Raw genomic sequence first — 19537 nt, 5'->3', positions numbered from 1 at the left:
CGCCCGCCAGGCCCCCGGACCCGTCCCCCGTACGCTCCAGCCAGGAATCCACATGAGCAGAAACCGCACCCGCACCCGGCCCCCCGTGACCCTGGCGCTCCCCGCGCTGCTCGCCGTCGCGTTCCTGCTGCTACCCCTCGTCGGCATCCTCACCCGCACCGAGTGGGGCGAACTCGGCGCCCACCTCACCAGCCCCGGTGTGGTCGAGGCCCTGCGCCTCTCGCTGTTCGTGTCCCTGTGGGCCCTCGGTCTCTCGCTGCTCCTCGGTGTGCCGCTCGCCTGGCTGCTGGCCCGTGTCCCGTTCAAGGGCAAGGCCTTCGTCCGCTCGCTGGTGCTGCTCCCGATGGTGCTGCCGCCCACCGTCGGCGGTGTGGCGCTGCTGCTGGGCTTCGGCCGGCGCGGGCTGCTCGGGCCCTGGCTCGAGGGCACGTTCGGCATCACGCTGCCCTTCCACACGTCAGGTGCCGTCGTAGCGGCCACCTTCGTCGCCATGCCGTTCCTCGTGATCAGCCTGGAGGGTGCGCTCGGCGGGCTCAAGCAGAGCTACGAGGAGACCGCCGCCTCCCTCGGCGCCTCGCCGGTGCGGGTGTTCTTCACCGTGACGCTGCCGATGGTGGCGCCCGGCCTGATCGCGGGCGCCGCGCTTACCTGGGCCCGTGCGCTCGGCGAGTTCGGCGCGACGATCACCTTCGCCGGCAACCTGCCCGGCACCACCCAGACCCTGCCGCTCCAGGTCTACCTGCTGCTCCAGGACCAGCCCGAAGCCGCCACCTCCGTGTCCCTGCTGCTGCTCGTCATCGCCATGGCGGTACTGATCGCCCTGCGCGGCCGCTGGACCGGCACCCCGGTCGCCCGTACCCCCGCCGAGGTTCCGCAGCTGCCGGACGAGACGGCGGCGGCGGCCCGCGATGCCGAGCGGACGCCGACGGCCCCGGTACCGGCCGGCCCGGCCTCCGAGAAGCCCGCCGCCGGCGACCTGGCCGCCGATCTGACCTGCGCCCCGCACGACGACGGCCGCTGGCCCCTGCACGCCGTCGTCACCGGCTTCAACGAGCTCACCCTCGACGCCGAACCCGGTACCACCATCGCCGTCGTCGGCGAGAACGGCGCCGGCAAGACCACCCTGCTGCGCGCCCTCCTCGGCCTCACCCCGCGCGCCCACGCCGAACTCCGGCTCGGCGACACCGATGTCACCGCGCTGCCCCCGCACAAGCGCCAGGTGGCCTGGGTCCCGCAGGACGGCGCGCTGTTCCCGCACCTGAGCGCGCTGGCCAACACCGCGTACGGGCTGCGCGCCCGCCGGGTGCCGCGCGCCGAGGCCCGCCGCGAGGCGCAGCAGTGGCTGGACCGGCTCGGCGTCGGCCACCTCGCCCGGCGCAAGCCCGCCCAGCTGTCCGGTGGCCAGGCCCAGCGCGTCGCCCTGGCCCGCGCCCTGGCCACCCGGCCCCGCCTGCTGCTGCTCGACGAGCCGCTCGCCGCCCTCGACCAGACCACCCGGGCCCGCGTACGGCACACCCTGCGCACGCACCTGGCCGGCTTCGGCGGGGTCTGCCTCATCGTCACGCACGACCCCGTCGAGGCGGTGTCGCTGGCCGACCGGGTCCTCGTACTCGCCGACGGGCGCACCCTCCAGGACGCCCCGCCCCCGGAGGTCACCCGCCACCCGCGCTCCCCGTGGGTCGCCCGGATGCTCGGCCGCAACGCCTGGTCCGGCACGGCGTCGGCCGACGGGCTCGTACTCGCCGCCGGGGGACGGCTGGTGGTGGCGGAGGCGCTGCCCGAGGGGTCCCGGGCGTTGGCGATCATCGGCCCCGAGGCGGTGTCCGTGCACCGCGACCGCCCGGCGGGCAGTCCGCGCAACGTCTGGCAGGGCTCCGTACGGGAGATCACCGCGGTCGGCAGCCGGCTGCGCGTGCTGGTCGGCTCGGCGGAAGCCCCCGACCTGGTCGCGGAGATCACCCCGGAGGCCGCGGCCGAACTGGGCCTGGTCGACGGCTCGAAGGTGTGGACCAGCGTGAAGGCGACCGAGGTCACGCTGGTGGAGCTCTAGGGGGTGTCCGCAGAGTCCTGCCGGGCGCCCGAAGGGCGCCGCCCGCGGCGTCTGGTGCCGTGCATCGCAAGGCGGAGGGGCGCCCGTGTACTGGACGTACTCGGGCGCCCCGACAACGCGGCGAGGCGCGGCACCAGACGCCGCGGGCCAGGCAGGACTTTGCGGACACCGCCTAGGGGTGTCCCGTCGGCCGGCTCGCCGTCCGGGGCCCCTTTTGACGGGCCCCGGCGGCGTGCTGATGAGCCCGGACGATCGTGGCGTCGACGGCGACGACCCAGTTGAGGTCACCCTCAGCGTCGGCCTGGACGGGCCCGGCGGTGCGTCAGGAGACCGTCGCCGGGGTGTCGCGCAAGGTGACGTTCGCGTGGCTCTCCTGGAAGCTCTGGTCGGAGACCAGGGTCAGCCGGGCCGTGGACTGGAACTCCGGCAGGGTCCGGGAGCCGCAGGAGACCATCGTGGTCTTGAGCTTCGCGACGGTCAGCGCGAGTCCTTCATTGAGGTCCCCCGCGTAGGGGACGTAGCCGTCTACGCCCTCCTCGAAGAGCAGCCCCTGGCCCCCCTGGCCGTAGCGCTGCCAGTTGCGGGCCCGGTTCGAGCCCTCGCCCCAGTACTCCTTGACGAACCCGTCACGGGTGGGCAGCTTCGCGCCCGCAGCCTGGTCGAAGCGGGCGAAGTAGCGCCCCATCATGACGAAGTCGGCGCCCATCGCCAGCGCCAGGGCCACGTGGTAGTCGTGCACCAGCCCGCCGTCGGAGCAGATCGGCACGTACTCCCCGGTGCGTTCGAGGAAGGCGTCCCGGGCCGCGGCGACGTCGAGCACGGCGCTGGCCTGGCCGCGGCCGATGCCCTTCTGGTCCCGGGTGATGCAGATGGAGCCGCCGCCCACCCCGACCTTCACGAAGTCCGCGCCGGCCTCGGCGAGAAAGGTGAACGCTTCGCCGTCGACCACGTTGCCGCCGCCGACCGGGACCTCCGGGTAGTGCTTCTTCACCCAGGTCAGGGCCTGCGCCTGCCAGTCGCTGTAGCCGTCGGACGAGTCGAAGCAGAGCGCGTCCGCGCCCGCCTCCAGCAGGGCCGGGACGCGCTCCTGGTAGTCGTGGGTGTTGATGCCCGCGCCCACGCGCAGGCGCTTGGCGGCGTCCACGAGCTGGTTCGGGAACCGTTTGTTGTCCGCGTAGTCCGAGCGGAACACCAGGTGCTGCAGGTGCCCCCCGGCGGTCAGCACCGGGAGGCAGTCCAGCCGCTCGTCCCACAGGCGCGCGTTGGCCTCGGACAGCGTGACGTCGGGCCCGGCGTGGGCCAGGTCGGCGACGGCGGCCATCCGGCCGCTGACCGGTCCGGCCAGGTCGTGGCGCTGCGGGTGGAAGTCCCGGGAGGTCACCAGCCCGAGCAGGCGGCCGGTGGCGGTCCCGTCGTGGGTGACGGCGGCGGTGCTGTGCCCGGTGCGGCGCATGACGTCGACCAAGAGGCCCAGGCTGTCGTCGGGGCGGACGTTGGTGTCGCTGGTGACGAATCCGGCCTTGAAGTTCTTCACCTGGCGGACCTCGGCCGCCTGGTCCTCGATCGACTGGTTGTGGTGCAGGAAGCTGAGGCCGCCGTTGCGGGCGAGCGCGATGGCGAGCTCGGGGGTGCTGACGGCCTGCATGATCGCGGACGTGAACGGGGACTGCAGCTCGATCGCCGGCGCCTCACCCGCGATGTGCCGGACCAGGGGCGTGCGCAGGTCGACGGTCGCGGCCGAGCAGTCCGTCCGGGTCCGGTTCGGCAGGAGCAGGAACTCGTTGAACGTCCGTGAGACCTCGGCGATGATCTGTGCCACTCATTTCCTCCTGACCGGTCGGCCGGGGCCTGGCTGCCCCCGCCGTGCGGATCGCCCCCGCTTCAGGGCCCGGGCAGGCAGAGACCGGCACACCGGCCGTGGAGGTGCCACCGGCCGCGGCAGAGCCCTGACCGGCCCGTATTCAACGGGGTGCGGTCGTGACCTGGCACTTTAGCGGTTGGTCGACCGTCGCACGAATCGCGGCCCGGGCAACGGCGGGCACCTCTGCGGGAGTTGTACCCGCGGCCGGGCCGGGCAGGGCGGGCACCCCCTAGAGGGTCTGCCGGACGGCGAGCCAGTCGCCCTGGGCGAAGGCGTCCACGCCCACCAGGGTCCGTCCGGTGCGCGGGGACGCGACGGACAGCACGCCCTCGGAGCGGCCGGCCGCGAAGGCCGGGGCGCCGAGGGTGAGCACGGCGGCGCGCTTCCCGGTGGTGCGCCGGAACTCGGCGAGCAGGTGCGCCGTCAAGGCCGTTTCCTTGCGGTCGACGGTGTCCGGCGCATCCGCCCGTACGACGGCCAGCGCGCCCGTGGCCGGATCCCGGGCGGCGGCCGCCAGAGCCTCGCGCAGGGCCCGCATCCGGTCCAGACCGCCGCCGCCCAAGGTGCGCCGGGTGGTGTCGAGCGGCAGGAACCGTACGCCGCGGTGCACGAACTGCGCGCGGTCGGCGCCGGTCAGCACGAAATCGGCCCCGGCGTCCCCGGTCCCCGCCCGGCTCCCCCCGGCCGGCTCCACGGCGAACCGCCAGGGCCGCGCCCGGACCCCGGCCTCGGTGGCCACGATCGGATCCCGGACCACGGGCGCCGCGGCGGGCCCCGCGGGCGGGGTCCGGGCGCCGAGCGTGTCGAGGGCCAGCCGTCCGGGGCGCGTCCCCCGGACCGCCGAAAGCCGGGTCACGCTGAACGGCGGCTCGGCGGTGGCCGGGAGCGGCAGGGTGAGCTCCCGCCAGCCGGTCCAGTCCACGGCGGGCCCCCGCACCGTCACGGCGGCCCCGTCGGCGGCGGCCAGCTCCACCGCGGGCCGGGCCCCGGAGCCGTCCCCGCCGACCCAGAGCGTGAGCGAACGGGCGAGCTCCGGGACGGGGAGGGGCCGGGGCGGGGCGGCGCTCGCCTGGGCCGCGGCCCCGGTCAGCTCCAGGGCGAGCCCCGCACCGGAATGCCCCTCGGTCGCGGAGGCGCCCGGGCCGGTCCAGTCGGCAACATCGGCCAGATCGGTGACGGGGAGCGTCACCAGCCCGGCGCCCAGGGCGAGTTCGGTGGTGGGGCCGGAGCCGGGCGCTCCGGCCGCGCCGGCGGCCCCGACCGCCCGCACCGTCGCGCGCAGGCGGCCCGTGGCCTGGGGGACGAGGGCGGTGACAGTGAAGCCCGCGTGCCCGTCATCGGTGACGCGCCACCGCGACCGGTCGAACTCCAGGGCCACGTCCCGGGGTTCCACGACGGCTGCCGCGCCCTGCGCGTCGTATCCGGTCAGCCGGAATCCCGCGCTCTCGCCCTGCTCCGCGAGCCCGATCCGGGCCTGCGTGGGCCGGATCCGGGTCAGCGGGCCGAGGACCTCGAGCGGGAGCTCGCCGTGCGGGAGCTCGCCATGCCGGAGCGCACCGTGCGCCGTCGTGCGCCGGGCGTGCGCCGTCGCACGACCGGGGCGCACGGCGTGGAACACCCCGGCGGAGTCGACCGTGCCGGCCCCCTCGGCCGACCACACCGGCGCGCCCGGCGCCGGGCCCAGCAGCGCGTCGTACCCGGTGGCGGTGAGCGTCCGGGTGAGCCGGGGGAAGACCCGGGTGAGGTCCTGCGTGGTGCCGCCGACGGGTTCGACCCGGTAGCCGGCGGTCCGGCCGGAGCCCGCCGGGACGGTGAGGACGAGCCCGTTGGACACGGGCCGCAACTCTCCGTCCGACGGGGAGTTCTCCAGCGCGAGCGCCGTCGCCCCGCTCAGCCCGGCGAGCAGGGTCGAGGAGCCGCCGCCGTCGAGGTTCAGGGCCTCGTACGCGCCGAGCCGGTGCATCAGGCGGCCCAGCGCGGTCAGGGTGAGGCCGCCGCTGTCCCGCTGGCGGCCGTCCACGGTGAGGATCCGCAGCCGCCGCCCGTCGCGCGAGAACCCGACGGCCGTGCGCGGGGCGGCGGTGTTGTTCGGTTTGCCGTCGTGGTCCTGCGGGACGCCCGCCACGACGAGGGCCTCGCGCCCGCCGACGGCCGCCACCGGGACCGGTCCGGCGTCCGGGTGGGCCCGGGCGGCGACGGCCACGGCGTCCCCGGGGCGCAGGGCGGCGAGTTCGGCAGCGGCCGCACCGCCGGCGGCGGCGAGCACGGTGGTGCCGGGTGCGGGCCGCGCCCGGCGGGCGGGGCCGCGTACCGGCGGGGCGGCTGCCGTGACCCGGCCGTCCCGGACCGCCACGGCGGTGCCCACGGCGGGCAGTTCCGTACCCGGCCAGTCGGCGGTGTACGCGGCGAGGCCCGAGGCGGGCGGCCGGGCCGCGTTGTACCCGGCGAGCGGGCGCACCGCTCCGCCGGGCAGGGTGACGCTCCCTTCGAGTGCGATGCGCAGGACCCGCCCGATGCCGTCGGCGCCGAATCCGACGGCCGGGGCCGCGCCGGGCCCGGGGGTCGCGGAGTGCAGCAGCCGGCCTCCGCCCAGGCCGGGGCCGAGCGGTGCGCCCGTACCGCGGATGTCGAAGAAGTCGCCGTTCACGGCGGCGACCACGCGCCGCCCGGGCCCTGCGGGATGGCGGGCGGCCGCCTCGGCGACGGTGGCCCGTCCCCGGCCGCCCAGGTACTCGGCGCGGACCCCGCCGCGGCCGCCGAGGTCGACGAGGAGCTCGTCGATCCGCAGCCAGCGGTCGGCCTCCAGCCGGTCGTACGACTCCAGGCGGATCCCGGGGGCGATCTGCCGGCCGGTACGGGCGGTCTCGATGCCGTCGGCCTGCGCGGCGGCGGCTGCCCCGGCGGGGCCGACCAGGGCCAAGGCGAGCAGGACGGGCAGCAGCGGACGGAGGCTCAGCACCCAGGCAGGATCGGCCACTCGGCCCGCCGCGGGCGGGCACGACCGTTCGTGCCCCGCGGTTTCAGCCATTCGCCCGGGCACACGGGGGCACGGGCTCCCACTCCGGGCCCGGATAAGGATTTGGCGGCCGGATGCGGGGCTGGCATGGTTCGGACGTGCCCCGCCGCAGGTCAGCGGGGCACCCGCTGCTTCGTCACATGTTCCCGTGGGGGGTACACACCGCATGTCCTTCAACGAGCCGCCGGGCGAGCCGACTCCGCCCCCGTCGAAGCCCCCGGCCGCGGCCGGAGCCCCGCCCGCGTCACCGGCCCCGGCCCCGACCGAAGCCCCGGCGCCGGCCCTCACCGCAGCTCCGTCGCTGTCGCCGTCGCCATCGCCGGAGCAGCAGCCGCCCGCCGCGCAGCCGTACCCGCAGCATGCACCGCCGCAGCCATATCCGGCTCAGGCCTACCCGGCCCAGCCGTACCCCGGCCCGCAGCCCTACCCCGGCCTGCCGTACGCCGGGCAGTCCCCGCCCGGACATCCTGCCGGGCCTTACCCGGGCCTGCCGTACCCGGGGCCCCACCCCGCCACCGACGTACTGCGCTCGCCGCGCGGCCTGGCGGTCGCGCTCACCGCACTGCTGTCGGTCGCGGCCGTGGTCAACCTGTTCGCGGCGGGCATCAGCGGGTACGTCTTCTCGCTCATGCAGAGCCTGATCGCGGACCCGGCGAAGGTCGGCGACAGCACGCTCGAGCGGGGCGACCTCCTGACCGGCGTCGCCGGCGTACTCCAGTCCCTGATGCTGCTGGCGACGGCGGTCGTCTTCGTCATCTGGTTCCACCGCGTGCGCGTGAACGGCGAGATCTTCGACCCCAGCGCCTTCTCGCAGACCCGCGGCTGGGCCATCGGCAGCTGGTTCATCCCGTTCGGCAACCTCTTCATGCCGTTCCGCATCGCGAAGCAGATCTGGGCCGCCAGCACCCAGCGCGGGCCCGACGGCTCCTACCGCGAGGTCTCCGCCGCAGCCCTGAACGCCTGGTGGGCGCTGTGGGTCGGCTCGCTGCTGCTCGACCGCGTCTTCGGCCGGTTGTACGACCGGGCCGAGACCCCGCAGGCGCTGCGCACGGCGTCCGCCGTGGGGATCGTCACCGGCCTGTTCACGGTCGGCGCCGCCGTCCTCGCCGTCGTCTTCGTCCGCAGGCTGACGGCCCTGCAGACCACCAAGGCGGAGCAGGGCCCGTACGCGGCCGTCTGAGCCGTCGGGCCTGAGTCCGCAGGCCTGAGCCCTCGGGGCTGAGCCCGCCGGGCATCCCTCACGCCGCCGCGTGCTCCGGGACGACGAACTCGCACCACACGCACTTCCCGCCGCCCCGGGGCTCCACGCCCCATTCCTCCGCGAGCTGGTCCACGAGCAGCAGGCCGCGTCCCGACACCGCCCAGTCGCCCGCCTCGCGCCGGTGCGGCAGGGCGCTGCTGGAGTCCTCGACCTCGATCCGGATCCGGCCTTCCGCGGTCAGCCGTACGTTGACGTGGCCGCCGCCGTCGGTGTGCACGAGGACGTTGGTCATCAGCTCGTCCGCCGCCAGTTCGATCTCGTCGGCCCGCTCCGCGGAGCCCCAGGCGGCCACCGCCGCCCGGATCAGGTGGCGGGCCATCGACGGGCCCTCGGGGTCGCCCGCAGTGAGCCGCAGGCGCAGCGGGCCGCCGCCGCGCGGAGTGGGGGTGCCGCGGCGGCGCAGCAGGAGCAGGGCCATGTCGTCCCCGACGCCCGCGTCGCCGACGAGGTCGCACAGGACGTCGGCGAGCTCCTCGACGTCGACCGGGCCGCTGTGGACCGCTTCCATGAGCTCGCGGATGCCGGCCTCGGCGTCGCCGTCCGGCCGTTCGAGCAGGCCGTCCGTGCACAGCAGCAGGGTGTCGCCGGGGTGCAGTTCGAGGCTGGTGACGGGGTACCCGGAGCCGGTTCCGGACTGCTCGCGCGGCGGCAGCCCGAGTGGGAGTCCGCCGGCCACCTGGACCCGGTGGCAGGTGCCGTCGCCGCGCCGCACCACCGGGTCGAGGTGGCCGGCGCGGACCATCTGGAGCATGCCGGTGTTCAGGTCCACCTCGGCGTAGGTACAGGTGGCGAAACGTTCCGTCTCGAGCTCCCGCAGGAAGGTCGAGGCCCGGGCCATGGCCGTGCCGGGCGTGTGCCCCTCGGCGACGTAGGCCCGCAAGACGATCCGCAGCTGGCCCATGACCGCCGCCGCGTCCGTGTCGTGCCCCTCCACATCGCCGATCATCACCCCGACCCGGCCCTCGCCGAGCGGGATCACGTCGTACCAGTCGCCGCCGATGTCCCGCCCCATCCGGGCGGCCCGGTACCGTACGGCGATCCGCGCGCCCGGCACCTCCGGGATCCGGCGCGGCAGCATGGCCCGCTGCAGGCCCTCCGCGAGGTCGTGCTCCTGCTCGAAGAGGATGGCGCGCTGCAGGCTCTGCGCGATGCCGCTGCCGAGCGCGACGAGCAGGTTGCGCTCCTCGGCGGTGAAATCGCCGTCCCGCTGGTAGAGCAGCCCGAGCGCGCCGATGGCACGGCCCTGGGCGATCAGCGGCAGGTAGACGCCGCTGCGCACGGACAGCGGCTCGATGTACGGCCAGAGTGCCGGGTAGCGGTGCTGGAACTCTTCGCGCGAGCCGAGGAAAACCGGCTGCAGGTTCCTTACGGCCTCGCTCATCGGGAACTGTGCGTCGATGCGGGTGTACTCGATCTCGGGGACGTACGAGCCGAGCTGCCCCTCCGCGACGAGGTGGATGCGGCCGCCGTCGACGATGCCGAGCATCACGCTGACCGCGCCGAGGTGGCCGAGGGCCTCGGGGTCCTTCAGGACGTCGGTCACGTCGTTGACGGTGCGGGCGTGGGCCAGGATGGCGCTGGTCCGCTCGACGACGCCGGTCATCCGGCGCCGGTCGTCCGCCTGCTCCCCGCCTGCGCCGGGCTCGCCGGGGTCGTGGGCCGCGTCGCGCAGGATCCCGATGATCCGGTACGGGCGGCCGTTCCCGTCGCGCAGGATGTGGCCCTGGATGTGGGTCCAGGCCGGCCTGCCGTCACGGCGGCGGGTGCGGACGTACGCCCCGTAGTGGCTGCGGCCGTCCTTGAGGGCCTGTGCCACCCGGGCGTCGAGCCGGACCTCCTCGCCGGGCGACACCCGCATCCGCAGCCCCTCGGGGGTGCCGCTGAACTCCTCCGGGCGCAGGTCGAGGACCTCGAGGGCGGTGGGATCCAGATGCATCTGCCCACTGTCGAGGTCCCAGTCGAAAGTGCCCATGCGATTGAGCGCGAGGCTCATGTCCGGCTGCGCGGGCCAGTCGACCTCGGGGCTCGCTCCCCTTTCGGCCATGCAGCCAGGGTCTCACCGTTCCCGCACCCATGCCCGCCCGCGTCAGGTTCCGGCTTCGCCGTCGGCTCCGCGCTGCCCCGTCGTGGGAGACGGGGTCGGGGTGCCGGCCCGGTTCGTCGCGCCCGTGTCAGACCCGGGCTCGTTCGTCCTTTGCCTCAGCTCCGGCGCCACCGAGGACGGCGGGGCCGGAGACGGTGGTTCCGCCGAGCTCGGAGGGGGCGCCGGCGCGGAGGAGACGGACGCGGACGCGGTCACCGGCGCCTTCGAGGACGCGGGCGCCGACGCGGGCTGCGAGACGGACGGCGTGACGGACCCGGCCGGCGCCTTGGACTCCGGCGGCGTCGCGGGCGGCGTCGGCGTCGGCGCTTCGGGCTTGACCGGTGCCTTGGAGGCGGGCTTGGACGGCGCCGTGGACTCGGGCTCGGACGGGCGCCCGGGAGGGGACTCGGTCTTCGTCGGTGACTGCACCGGGGGCGGCGAGGCCTTCGTGACCGACGGGCTCGGCGGTATCGGCGGTATCGGCGTGATCGGCGGCTTCGGGATCACGGGCGGCGGCACGGGCTTGTCGTGCTTGGCCTGGTGGTCGCCGCGGTTGCGCTCGAACCAGTGCCGGTCGTGGCGGTCGTAGATGACGAACTTCTGGACGACGGTCACCGACGGCACGACGGCGACCACGTTCTTGGGCTGGTACGAGCTCCACGGCTGGCCGGACCGCTTCGGGTTGCCCTTCAGCGCCACCGGGGACCCGAGCGGGTTGCCGCACGCGCACCGCACCCGCGGCACCCCGCGGGCGTCGACCAGCACCGCCGTTCCGGCCTGCAGCACCGCCTGGTAACCGGTGGCCTTTCCGTCGCGGTAACCGTGGTTGGTGACGCGGGTGTCCATGCCCAGCTGTACCGGGGTGAGCGAGCGCAGGTAGCCGGGTACCGTCCCCGGCTGGATGCCGAGCGCCGAGGCGAAGGCGCTGTTCTTGGCGGGCTGGGCGGTCAGCACCCGGATCTGCTTCTCGACGTCGCAGCTGGCCGTTGCCTTCGTACCGCCGTACAGGCCCGGCACCGCGCCGCTGACGCCTTGCGTGACGATGGTGCCGGTGGTGGGCGCCGCGGTCTGCGGCAGGGGCGGTGTGGTGATCTGCGGCGGTGGAGTGGCCTGCTTCGCGGCGGTGGACTGCGTGAACGGGTCCGGGCCGGAGGCGGCCGCGGGCTGCAGGAACACCTCACCGCCGGCGGTGGAGGTGCCGCTGGGCCGGGTCAGGACCACGGCGAGGGCCACCGCAGCGGCCACCGCGACGAGCGCGGTGGCCAGCCGGGGCCCGGACCGCCACCAGGGGCCGCCCGGCGGTGGCGTGCCTCCGGGCGGTGGCCCCGATGGCGTACCTCCGGGCGGAGCCGGCGGCGGGGGTGGCGGCGGCCCCTCCCGCCCGCCCGAGAGGGGGCCGGAAGGGGGGCCTGCGGGGCGCTCGGCCGGCGGGTGTACGGACTGCGTCGGCTGTTGCGGCTCCCGGCCGGAGGGTTGCGTGGTCACGTGCCCTTCTTCCCGGGCGGAGGAGTTCCGGCCCCTGTGGCGCCTGGGTGGCTCGGACACGAGGCGACGCGGACACGGAGATGGCTCAGACACGGAGGTGCCGGGATTTCCTGCACTCCTGCGGACCATTGTCTGCGCCGCTCGGGTGGTGGCCGCAAGCCGAGCGTGCCTACGGTGGCAGCGTGAGCAGTCCGTCAGCACCGAGTTCACCACCCGGGGGCTCCGCGAGGGCATGGCGGGACGCCCTCGTCGCCGTCGTGGCGGGCTTCGTGGTGATGGCCGCCGTCGCCGCGGCGGGACTGGCCTGCGCGGGGGCGGCCGATCTGCCCGGCGGGGCGTTCCCCCGGGTGGTCGCGGCGGTCGTCGTACTGGCGGCCGGCGGATCGGTCGAGGTGACCGGCGCGGCCGGCTTCCTGGCCGACGCCCATGCGAGCCTGTCGGTGCTCCCGCTCTCGGTGAGCCTCGCCGGGGCCCTCGTTGCCGGCTCGTTCTTCCTGCGCCCCCTGCACAACCGTGCGGTGACCCGGCCGGGCGAACTCGCGGCCCGCACCGTGCCGTTGGTCCTGCTGTGGCTGCTCGCCCTCACCGGGACCGCGTTCCTCGCCCGCCAGACCTTCGGCATCTCCGGCGGCGACTCCCTCGTCGCCGACCTCGGCGAACTCCTCGACTCCTCCCCGACGGTCGGCTTCAGGGCCGCCCTGCCCGCGACCCTCTTCTTCGGACTGCTGTGGATCCTGGGCCTGTTGCTCATCGCCCTGCTGATCTCGCGCCGGGCGCCGCTCCCGGCCCGGCTGGTCCGCTTCCACGCGGCGGTGCGGCCCGCCGCCTTCGCCACCGTGGCGCTGCTCCTCGCGTACGTCGTCATCGGCCTCGGCATCGGCGTGGTCGTGGCCGTCACGCAGGGCCACGCGGGCCGGACGTTCGCCGTGATCCTGCTCGGCCTGCCGAACCTCGCCTGGCTGGCGCTCACCCTGGGCCTCGGCGGGGCCTGGGACGGCCGGGTCGAGGGGCTGTTCGGACTGCCGATGCCGCAGTTGCTGGACCAGGTGCTGCGCGGCCCGGAGCTGTCCAGGATCGACGTTTCCACGCTCGCGCAGCACGACTCCCGGGCCTGGTGGCTGGTGGCCGTGGCCGCCGTGCTGCTGCTCGGCGCGGGCTTCCTGGCGGCCGTACGCTCCCCCGCGCACGTCCGCGCCTGGCAGCACGCGCTCCACCTGGGCGTGGCCCTCGCCCTCGCCACCCTGACGGTGTGCCTGCTGACCGCCCTCGAGGCCCGGTTCGGGCTGTCCCTGCTCGGCATCGGCGACGTCGGCTGGCTCGACGCGAAGACGGTGCTGCGCCCCGTGCTGTGGCGCAACGTGGGCCTCGCCCTGCTCTGGGGCGCGCTCGCGGGCTTCCTCGGAGCCCTGCTGGCCCGTCCGGTGCACCGCCGCGGTCTCGTCGAGCAGCCGACCGGGACCGTCGCCCGCTGACCTCGCCCCGCCCTGCCGGTCCCCGTCGGACTCGGCCTCGAGGTCGGACTCGGCCTCGAGCTCACCCGCCGTCCGGCGGTGCCACGACCTGCGTCGGTTCACGCCCTTCGCCTCCGGGCACCCGTCCTGGTTCCCGGCTGGGTCCGTGCCCGGGTGCACCGGGGGTCCGCCCGCCCGCCGTTGCCGTGTCGACCCGTGCGCCGGGCGATGCCTTGCGTTCCGTCTCCGCGGCCGGGGGCTCCGGCTCGGCCGGGTCCCCCGGCCCCGCGCCGACCGCGTACGTCGTGAGGCGGGTGCCGTCGCCGTACATCCAGCGTCCGCTGGCCTCTTCGTACAGCCAGACGGCCTCGTCGTCGACCACGATCCCGACGCGCAGTCCCTGGGTCGCCCGCCGGAAGCCCTCGGTGTCCGTGCGTCCGGCGGCGAGTTCCTCGGCGGCCCGGCGGTAGCGCTGCAGGGTCTCGGCGCAGTGCGCGAGCAGCGGCAGCGGGTCCTCTTCGGCGTGCGTGACCGGCCGGCCGCCGGTCGGCGGCGGCTCGGGTACCGCGACCAGGAGCCGTCCGTCCACCCAGGCGGACCAGCCGTTGGCGCACAGGATCTCCCCCCATTCGCCGCGCCGGGACAGGAGTTGCACGGGCAGGAAGGGGTCCAGGGGCACGGTGGGCCGGGAGACGTCGGGCTCTTCCCAGGCGGGCAGCCCCTCACGGGGGACCACGTGCGTGGGCTGGAAGTCGAAGGGCCCGGTCAGGTTGGCCATCGACGCCTACTTTCGCATGATCGCGGGCTCGTGGCGGCGCAGCAGCCGCAGGATCAGCACTCCGAACAGTATGGACAGGCCCACGAGCATCCCGAGGTCGAGCAGCCACACCCCGGCGCTGTGTGCGAAGAGCGGATCGTCGGTGAGCTTCCCGGGGACGATCGCGCCGAGGTCGATGGTGCCGGCCATGGCGCCGAGCGCCCACCGGGACGGCACCAGCCAGGCCAGCTGCTCGATCACGGGCACGCCGTTCAGCTGCAGCAGGGCTCCGCAGAAGACCACCTGGACGATGGCGAGGAGGACCAGCAGCGGCATGGTGACCTCCTCCTTCCGGACCAGGGCGGAGACGAGCAGGCCGAGCATCATCGCGGTGAAGGACAGCAGGGCCACGGCGAGGGTGATTTCGGCGAGGGGCGAGAAGAAGACCCCTTTGCCGCCGGGGGCGTTGGTCTTCACCCCGTAGAGGCCGACGAGCGTCATCACCACGGCCTGGGCCACGGTGACGACGCCGAGCACCACCACCTTGGACATCAGGTACGCGGATCTGGACAGGCCGACGGCCCGTTCCCGCTGGTAGATGACACGCTCCTTGACCAGTTCCCGTACGCCGTTGGCCGCGCCGGTCAGCACGCCGCCGACGCACAGGATGAGCAGGGCGTTGATCGCCGTCTCCTTGGTGAGGGAGCTGCCGGCCAGGGCCCGGGTCATGGCGCCCATGACGAACGGCAGGGCGATCATGATGACGAGGAAGGTGCGGTCGGCGCTGAGCGCGGCGGCGTAGCGGCGGACCAGCGTGGAGAGCTGGGAGCCCCAGCTCTGGGCCTTGGGCGGCGGGGCGACGAAGCCGGCCGCCCCGGACCGGTCCTCGTCTCGCCGGGGCTGGCGCGCGGCGTTTTGTACGTACGTGAGGTGCTGCGGAGAGGTGCGGTACTCCTGCGCCCAGTCCCGGCCCTGCTGGTTCTCGAAGGCTTCGAAGGCCTCGGGCCACTCGGCGAACCCGAAGAAGCCGAGGGTCTCCTCGGGCGGCCCGAACCAGGCGATGCGCCCGCCCGGGGCGAGGACCAGCAGCCGGTCGCAGACGTCGAGGCTGAGCACGCTGTGGGTGACGACGATGACGGTGCGGCCGTCGTCGGCGAGGCCGCGCAGCATGTGCATCACGGAGCGGTCCATGCCGGGGTCGAGGCCGGAAGTGGGCTCGTCCAGGAAGAGCAGGGAGGGCTTGGTCAGCAGTTCCAGGGCGACGGAGACGCGTTTGCGCTGGCCGCCGGAGAGACTGTGGATGGGCTGGTCGGCGCGCTGTCCGAGGCCGAGTTCGCCGATCACCTCGTCGACCCGGGCCTGGCGTTCGGCCCGGGCGGTGTCCTGCGGGAAGCGCAGTTCGGCGGCGTAGGCGAGGGCGCGGCGGACGGTGAGCTGCGCGTGCAGGATGTCGTCCTGGGGGACGAGGCCGATGCGGCTGCGCAGTTCGGCGTAGTCGCGGTAGAGGTCGCGTCCGTCGTACAGGACGCTGCCGTGGTCGGCAGGGCGCAGTCCGGTGAGGGCGCCGAGGAGGGTGGACTTGCCGGCTCCGCTGGGGCCGACGACGGCGAGCAGGCATTTGGCGCCGACGGGGAAGGAGACGTGGTCGAGGAGGGTCTTGCGGCCGCGGTCGACGGAGACGGCGAGGTCCTGGACGTCGAGGGAGACCTCGCCGGTGTCGAGGTACTCCTGGAGCTGGTCGCCGACGAGGCAGAGTGCGGTGTGGCCGATGCCGACGATGTCGCCCTCGGCGACGGGGGCCCGTTCGACGCGGGCGCCGTTGAGGAAGGTCCCGTTGTGGCTGCCGAGGTCGATGATCTCGTACGTGCCGTCGGTGAGGGCGTGCAGTTCGGCGTGCCGGCGCGAGACGACGAGGTCGTCGATGACGAGGTCGCTGTCGGGGGCGCGGCCGATGCGCACGGCGGTCCGGGTGGGGAGCGGGCGCACGGTGGTGGGGCGGCGGAAGGTGCCGGTCAGGGACGGGGTGGACACCGAGGCCGGCCCGGAGCCGGCGGGCCCGCCGTTGGGAACCGGGCCGCGGCACCGGGCGCGCGGGCCGTCGGAGGCGTTGCCGAAGCGCAGCTCGCTGCCGACGCCGATGCTCCACTCGTGGACGCGGTGGCCGTCGACCCAGGTTCCGTTGGTGCTGTGCTCGTCCTCCACGGTCCAGTGGTCGCCTTCGGGGCGCAGGATCGCGTGGTGCCAGGAGACGCGGGCGTCGTCGAGGCAGATTTCGCACAGGGGGTCCCGGCCGACGTGGTACGTCCGGCCCGGGCTCATCGCGGTGGAGCCCGTGGCGGTTTCCAGGACGAGCTCGGGCGCGGTCGGCACACCGGGGCGCTGGACCATGAGCAGATTTTCCCACGATCCGACCGGTCCAGCATAACCGCAGGTCAGCGGCCTCTTATGGGTAATGACAACGGTCCCCGTTGCAGCCTTTGCCCATTGCGTCACGGTGCGCTTCACTTCACGCGTCGGAACCGAACACACGGGGGACGCCATGAGTGGGCACGAGCACGCGCACGAAGACCACGGCCACGCCGCCGGCCACGACCACGGCGGTCACGGCCACGGCGGGCACAGCCACGGCGTCTCCGCGGACGCCGACCGGCGCTGGCTGGCCATCGCGCTCGGCCTGATCGGCGCGTTCATGGCGGTCGAGGTGGCGATCGGCATCGTGGCCCAGTCGCTGGCCCTGATCTCCGACGCCGCCCACATGCTCACCGACGCCGTCTCGATCGTCCTCGCACTGATCGCGATGCGGCTCGCGGCCCGCCCGGCGCGCGGCGGATTCACGTACGGCCTCAAGCGCGCGGAGATACTCTCCGCCCAGGCCAACGGGCTCACGCTGCTCCTGCTCGCGGTCTGGCTGGCGTACGAGGCGGTCCGGCGGCTGATGGACCCGCCGGAGGTGGCGGGCGGGCTGGTCCTCGTGACGGCGCTCGCGGGCATCGTCGTGAACGTGGCGGCCGCGTGGTGCATCTCCAGGGCGAACCGCTCCTCGCTCGCCGTCGAGGGCGCCTACCAGCACATCCTGAACGACCTGTTCGCCTTCATCGGCACCGCCGTCGCCGGTCTGATCGTGCTCACCACGGGATTCGTCCAGGCCGACGCGATCGCCACGCTCGTCGTCGTGGTGCTGATGGTCAAGGCGGGCTACGGGCTGGTCCGCGAGTCCGGCCGGATCTTGCTGGAGGCGGCGCCGGCGCACATGGACCCGGACACGGTCGGCGACCGGCTCGTCGGGCACCCGCCCGTCACCGAGGTGCACGACCTGCACATCTGGACGATCACCTCCGGGCAGGCGGCCCTGTCGGCGCACGTGCTCGTCGAACCGGCCGGCGACTGCCACGCCGTACGCCGCGACCTGGAGCGGCTGCTGGACAAGGAGTACGGGATCACGCACACCACCCTCCAGGTGGACCACGTACAAGAAGCCCTGCTCAGCGTCGGCCGCCCGGGCGAGGACCCGGCCGACCCGCACTGCGCGGACGCGCACGGACCGGTGCACCGCCAGGGCCCGCACGACCACTGACGGCCGGTCCACGGTGGCGCCGGCGGCCGATCGCCGACGGCCGCACTGACCCGCCCGCCGACGGGGCATACATGCAGCCATGACGCAGAAGCGCAGCGCCGGACTGCTCCTGTTCCGTACGGCCGCCGAGCCCGCCGCCTCGGCGCAGGACGCCGTCGAGGTACTCCTCGGCCATATGGGCGGCCCCTTCTGGGAGCACAAGGACGACGGGTCCTGGGCCATCCCCAAGGGCGAGTACGAGGCGGACGAGACCCCGCTCGACGCGGCCCGCCGGGAGTTCACCGAGGAGATCGGCCTGCCGCCGCCCGAGGGCCCGTACCTGCCGCTGGGCGAGGTGCGGATCCCCGGCGGCAAGCTGGTGACGATCTGGGCCGTACGGGCCGACCTCGATCCGGCGCTGATGGTGCCCGGGACGTTCACGATGGAGTGGCCCCCGCGCTCGGGCCGGACGCAGGAGTTCCCCGAGCTGGACCGGGTGGCCTGGTTCACTCCGGCCGTGGCCGAAAGCAAGCTGATTCCCTCTCAAATCCCCTTCTTGGAGAGGCTGTTGGGGCTCCTGAAGGGTTGACCCGACCTTGACTTGCCAACAAACCCCACCTGCATGGACATTGCACATATGACGAACGTCGTGCTGGTGGGAACCCTGGACACCAAGGGTGTCGAGTACGGCTGGCTGCGCGAGAGGCTGCTGCGCACCGGCGTCGAAGTGATCATGGTCGACACAGGCATCATGGGCGAACCCCGGGTGCCCGCGGACATACCGCGCGAAGCGGTGGCCCGGGCAGCGGGAACCGAACTGCCGGAACTACGCACGGCCGCCGACCGGGGTGCGGCCGTGACCACGATGGCCCAAGGCGCCGAGGCGACGCTGTTGCGCCTGCACGCCGAGGGCCGGCTGCACGCGGTGCTCGCCATAGGCGGCAGCGGCGGCACCTCCATCGCCACCCGGGCGATGCGCGCGCTGCCGCTGGGCGTGCCGAAGCTGATGGTCTCGTCCATGGCGTCCGGGGACGTGGCCCCGTACGTCGGATCCTCGGACATCGCGATGATGTACAGCGTGGTGGACATCGCGGGGATCAACAGCATCTCCGCGCCGGTCCTGGCGAACGCGGTCGAGGCGGCCGCGGGGATGGCCAAGGCCTTCGAACGGGCCTCCCGCGAGCTGCACCGCCCGGCCCGGCTGGGCACCGGCTCCCGGCCGCTGATCGCGGCGAGCATGGCGGGCGTCACCACCATCGGGGTGGACGCCGCCCGCGAGCACCTGACCGGGCTCGGCTACGAGGTCCTGGTCTTCCACGTCAGCGGCACCGGCGGCCGCACCCTGGAGACCCTGGCCGGGCAGGGCATCTTCGCGGGCGTGCTCGACCTCACGCTCAGCGAGCTCGCCGACGACCTGTGCGGCGGCATCCTCACCGCCGGCCCCGACCGGCTCAGCGCGGCCGGACGGGCCGGGATCCCGCAGGTGGTGAGCCTGGGGGCGCTGGACATGGTGAAGTTCGGGCCGCTGGAGACCCTGCCCGATCGGGCCCGCTACCGGCGGGTCCACGTACACAACCCGTCCATCACGGTGATCCGTACGACCCCCGCCGAATGCGCGGAGCTCGGCCGCCGGGTCGCCGCCAAACTCCGCGCGGCGACCGGCCCCACGGCCGTCTGCGTCCCACTCCGCGGACTGTCCACGCTCGGCGCTCCGGGCGGCACCTACCATGACCCCGACGCGGACCGGGCCCTGTTCTCGGCACTGCGCGAGGGGCTGCGCGGCAGCTCCGCCCGGCTCTACGACTACGACACCCACATCAACGACCCGGACTTCGGGAGGGCGGCGGCCGACCGGCTGCACGCCATGATCGGCGCGGCGCGGGCCGCGGCGTGACCGTCGTCTGACCGCCGACCGACCGCCCACCGACCGCCGTGGGAGATGCCCGGCAGGGTTGGGAACCGGCCGTGGCGGAAACCGTGTCCCTGGGTGTGGCCGGTCGGCGTGCGACCGGGCCTGGGG

Annotated in this window: 12 protein-coding genes and 1 pseudogene; 6 read left to right on the top strand and 7 right to left on the bottom strand. The window is 74.5% G+C overall.

The window, feature by feature from the left end; all coding sequences use genetic code 11:
• The first annotated feature begins 52 nt into the window (after positions 1-52).
• Positions 53-2050, top strand: a complete 1998-nt coding sequence (locus tag OG299_RS33860; RefSeq protein ID WP_327363531.1) for an ABC transporter permease — start codon at positions 53-55, stop codon at positions 2048-2050.
• A 208-nt stretch (positions 2051-2258) separates the two neighbouring features.
• Here OG299_RS33860 and OG299_RS33855 read toward each other — a convergent pair.
• The 3 genes and pseudogenes from OG299_RS33855 to OG299_RS33845 form a co-directional block, all read right to left on the bottom strand.
• Positions 2259-2354 (bottom strand): annotated as a pseudogene (locus OG299_RS33855) (IS5/IS1182 family transposase); the annotation flags it as partial.
• An 18-nt stretch (positions 2355-2372) separates the two neighbouring features.
• On the bottom strand, positions 2373-3869 hold the full coding sequence (locus OG299_RS33850; protein ID WP_327363530.1) for an IMP dehydrogenase: 1497 nt from the start codon (positions 3867-3869) through the stop codon (positions 2373-2375).
• A gap of 271 nt (positions 3870-4140) precedes the next feature.
• Entirely contained in the window at positions 4141-6870 is a 2730-nt protein-coding gene (locus OG299_RS33845; RefSeq protein ID WP_327363529.1) for a phosphodiester glycosidase family protein, read from the bottom strand.
• Positions 6871-7093: 223 nt separating this feature from the next.
• Here OG299_RS33845 and OG299_RS33840 point away from each other — a divergent pair, with 223 nt between their 5' ends.
• Positions 7094-8107, top strand: coding sequence for a DUF4328 domain-containing protein (locus tag OG299_RS33840; protein ID WP_327363528.1), 1014 nt, complete (start codon positions 7094-7096; stop codon positions 8105-8107).
• 58 nt (positions 8108-8165) lie between these two features.
• Here the strand turns inward: OG299_RS33840 and OG299_RS33835 are convergent, their stop codons facing one another.
• Positions 8166-10232: a SpoIIE family protein phosphatase gene (locus OG299_RS33835; RefSeq protein WP_327363527.1), complete on the bottom strand. Its 2067-nt coding sequence runs from the start codon at positions 10230-10232 to the stop codon at positions 8166-8168.
• 42 nt (positions 10233-10274) lie between these two features.
• Positions 10275-11516 carry a DUF6777 domain-containing protein gene (locus OG299_RS33830; protein WP_327363526.1) on the bottom strand — a complete coding sequence of 414 codons (1242 nt, stop codon included), beginning with the start codon at positions 11514-11516 and terminating at the stop codon, positions 10275-10277.
• Positions 11517-11938: 422 nt separating this feature from the next.
• Here OG299_RS33830 and OG299_RS33825 point away from each other — a divergent pair, with 422 nt between their 5' ends.
• Positions 11939-13228: a streptophobe family protein gene (locus OG299_RS33825; RefSeq protein WP_327363525.1), complete on the top strand. Its 1290-nt coding sequence runs from the start codon at positions 11939-11941 to the stop codon at positions 13226-13228.
• Between the two features lie 61 nt (positions 13229-13289).
• Here OG299_RS33825 and OG299_RS33820 read toward each other — a convergent pair whose 3' ends face one another.
• Positions 13290-13985, bottom strand: a complete 696-nt coding sequence (locus OG299_RS33820; protein ID WP_327363524.1) for a hypothetical protein — start codon at positions 13983-13985, stop codon at positions 13290-13292.
• Positions 13986-13991: 6 nt separating this feature from the next.
• A complete protein-coding gene (locus tag OG299_RS33815) occupies positions 13992-16352 on the bottom strand; it encodes an FHA domain-containing protein (protein ID WP_327363523.1) in 2361 nt (786 codons plus the stop codon).
• A gap of 151 nt (positions 16353-16503) precedes the next feature.
• Between OG299_RS33815 and OG299_RS33810 the strand changes: the two genes are divergently transcribed.
• The 3 genes from OG299_RS33810 to OG299_RS33800 all read left to right on the top strand — a co-directional run bounded on the left by OG299_RS33810 (position 16504) and on the right by OG299_RS33800 (position 19411).
• Complete coding sequence (locus OG299_RS33810; protein ID WP_266631834.1) at positions 16504-17538, top strand: cation diffusion facilitator family transporter; 1035 nt, start codon at positions 16504-16506, stop codon at positions 17536-17538.
• Between the two features lie 79 nt (positions 17539-17617).
• Complete coding sequence (locus OG299_RS33805) at positions 17618-18106, top strand: NUDIX hydrolase (protein WP_266631833.1); 489 nt, start codon at positions 17618-17620, stop codon at positions 18104-18106.
• A gap of 48 nt (positions 18107-18154) precedes the next feature.
• The gene (locus OG299_RS33800; protein ID WP_266631832.1) at positions 18155-19411 is read left to right on the top strand and encodes a Tm-1-like ATP-binding domain-containing protein; all 1257 of its coding nucleotides are present in this window, start codon (positions 18155-18157) and stop codon (positions 19409-19411) included.
• The last annotated feature ends 126 nt before the right edge of the window (positions 19412-19537 follow it).

It is taken from the genome of Streptomyces sp. NBC_01296 (genome assembly GCF_035984415.1).
Taxonomy (GTDB): domain Bacteria; phylum Actinomycetota; class Actinomycetes; order Streptomycetales; family Streptomycetaceae; genus Streptomyces.
The sequence above is the reverse complement of the archived record's forward strand: the minus strand, read 5'-3'. Positions and strand labels throughout refer to the sequence as shown.